The sequence below is a fragment of the Streptomyces nanhaiensis genome, from assembly GCF_046614825.1.
GTDB lineage: Bacteria > Actinomycetota > Actinomycetes > Streptomycetales > Streptomycetaceae > Streptomyces > Streptomyces radiopugnans.
The window spans coordinates 1-2,063 of sequence record NZ_JBKJFM010000319.1 but is presented as its reverse complement, the minus strand read 5'-3'; the positions used below and the strand labels follow the sequence as shown (position 1 = coordinate 2,063).

The following is a 2,063-nucleotide window of genomic DNA, read 5'->3' as shown; positions in this document are numbered from 1 at the left end:
CGCTGTCCCGGCTGCACCTGGCCGCGACCGTACGGGCCGCCGCCCCGCACCAGCGGGCGCGGGGCCGCTCCGGGCCCGGGCTGCTGGTGCGCCGGGAGGACCTGCGCGAGGCCGTACGCGAGGGCAGGGAGTCCAACCTCGTGCTGTTCGTGGTGGACGCCTCCGGCTCGATGGCCGCGCGGCGGCGGATGGGCGCGGTCAAGGGCGCGGTGCTGTCGCTGCTGCTGGACGCCTACCAGCGCCGCGACAAGGTCGGCCTGATCTCCTTCCGCGGCTCGGGAGCCGAGGTGGCCCTGCCGCCGACCTCGTCGGTGGACGCCGCCGCGGCGCGCCTGGAGTCACTGCCGACCGGCGGCCGCACCCCGCTGGCCGCCGGACTGCTGAAGGCCCGCGACGTACTGCGGACCGAGCGGCTGCGCGACCCCTCGCGGCGCCCGCTGCTGGTCGCCGTCACCGACGGGCGTGCGACGGGCGGCCCGCAGCCGGTGGTGCGCGCCCGGCAGGCCGCGCGGCTGCTGGCCGCCGACGGCACCGCCTCGGTGGTGGTCGACTGCGAGTCCGGACCGGTACGGCTCGGCCTGGCCGGCGCGCTCGCGGCCGAACTGGGCGGCCCCGCCGTGACGCTGGAGGAGCTGCGCGCCGACGCCGTGACCGGGCTCGTCCGCTCCCTACAGACCCCGCATCCCACCCACCGCAACACCCGCAGGAACCCCCACAGGAGGGCCGCGTAGTGCCGAAAGGACAGCCGAGCGTCGTCCCCGACGACGGTCTCACCACACGTCAGCGCCGCAACCGCCCGCTGCTGGCGGTCCACACGGGCCCCGGCAAGGGCAAGTCGACGGCCGCCTTCGGGCTGGCGCTGCGCGCCTGGAACCAGGGCTGGCCGATCGGGGTGTTCCAGTTCGTGAAGTCCGCCAAGTGGCGGGTCGGCGAGGAGCGGGCGCTGCGCGTGCTGGGCGCGAGCGGCGAGGGCGGCACCGTCGCCTGGCACAAGATGGGCGAGGGCTGGTCGTGGGTGCAGCGCGGCATCGAGTCCTCCGAGGAGGCGGCGCGCGAGGGCTGGGAGCAGGTCAAGCGCGATCTGGCGGCCGAGACCTACCGGCTGTACGTGCTGGACGAGTTCGCCTACCCGATGCACTGGGGCTGGGTGGACACCGACGAGGTGGTCGAGGTGCTGCGGGCCCGTCCCGGCGTCCAGCACGTGGTGATCACCGGGCGGAACGCTCCTTCGAGCCTGATCGACGCCGCCGACCTGGTGACGGAGATGACCAAGGTCAAGCACCCGATGGACGCCGGCCAGAAGGGCCAGCGGGGCATCGAGTGGTGATCGGATCGTGAGTACCGCCCTCCCCCGGCTGGTCGTGGCCGCGCCCTCCTCGGGCAGCGGCAAGACCACCGTCGCCACCGGTCTGATGGCCGCCTTCACGGCGGCCGGACTGGAGGTGTCCCCGCACAAGGTGGGCCCGGACTACATCGACCCGGGCTACCACGCGCTGGCCACCGGCCGCCCCGGCCGCAACCTCGACGCGTACCTGTGCGGCCCGGAGCTGGTCGCGCCGCTGTTCCTGCACGGCGCGGCCGGAGCGGACGTGGCCGTGGTCGAGGGCGTGATGGGGCTGTACGACGGGGCCGCGGGCCTCGGTGAGCTCTCCTCCACGGCACAGGTGGCCAAGCTGCTGCGGGCGCCGGTGGTGCTGGTGGTGGACGCCTCATCGCAGTCGCGTTCGGTGGCGGCGCTGGTGCACGGCTTCGCGTCCTGGGACCCGGAGGTCCGCGTCGCGGGGGTGATCCTCAACAAGGTGGCCTCCGACCGCCACGAGGAGCTGCTGCGCGAGGCGCTGGACGCCTGCGGGGTGCCGGTGCTGGGCGTGCTGCGCCGCGCCGAGCGGATGCGCACCCCCTCGCGCCACCTGGGTCTGGTGCCGGTGGCCGAGCGGCGGGCGGAGGCGGCCGGGGCGGTGGCGGAGCTGGCGGAGCGGGTGCGGTCCGGCTGCGACCTGAAGGCGCTGATCGCCCTGGCGCACTCCGCGCCGCCGCTGCCGGACGAGCCGTGGGCGCCGCCC

The 2,063-nt window shown here is 75.6% G+C and carries 3 protein-coding genes; all 3 read left to right on the top strand.

All coding sequences use genetic code 11. The annotated features are described in order from the left end of the window. A partial coding sequence (locus ACLIYP_RS30300) for a vWA domain-containing protein (protein ID WP_412716276.1) occupies positions 1 to 731 on the top strand: 731 nt, incomplete at its 5' end. Further along, positions 731 to 1,327 carry a cob(I)yrinic acid a,c-diamide adenosyltransferase gene (cobO, locus tag ACLIYP_RS30295; RefSeq protein WP_412716275.1) on the top strand — a complete coding sequence of 199 codons (597 nt, stop codon included), beginning with the start codon at positions 731 to 733 and terminating at the stop codon, positions 1,325 to 1,327. The genes ACLIYP_RS30300 and cobO, both read left to right, overlap by 1 nt. A 4-nt stretch (positions 1,328 to 1,331) precedes the next feature. Next, positions 1,332 to 2,063, top strand: a 732-nt coding sequence (locus tag ACLIYP_RS30290; protein WP_412716277.1) for a cobyrinate a,c-diamide synthase, incomplete at its 3' end; no start/stop codon positions are given.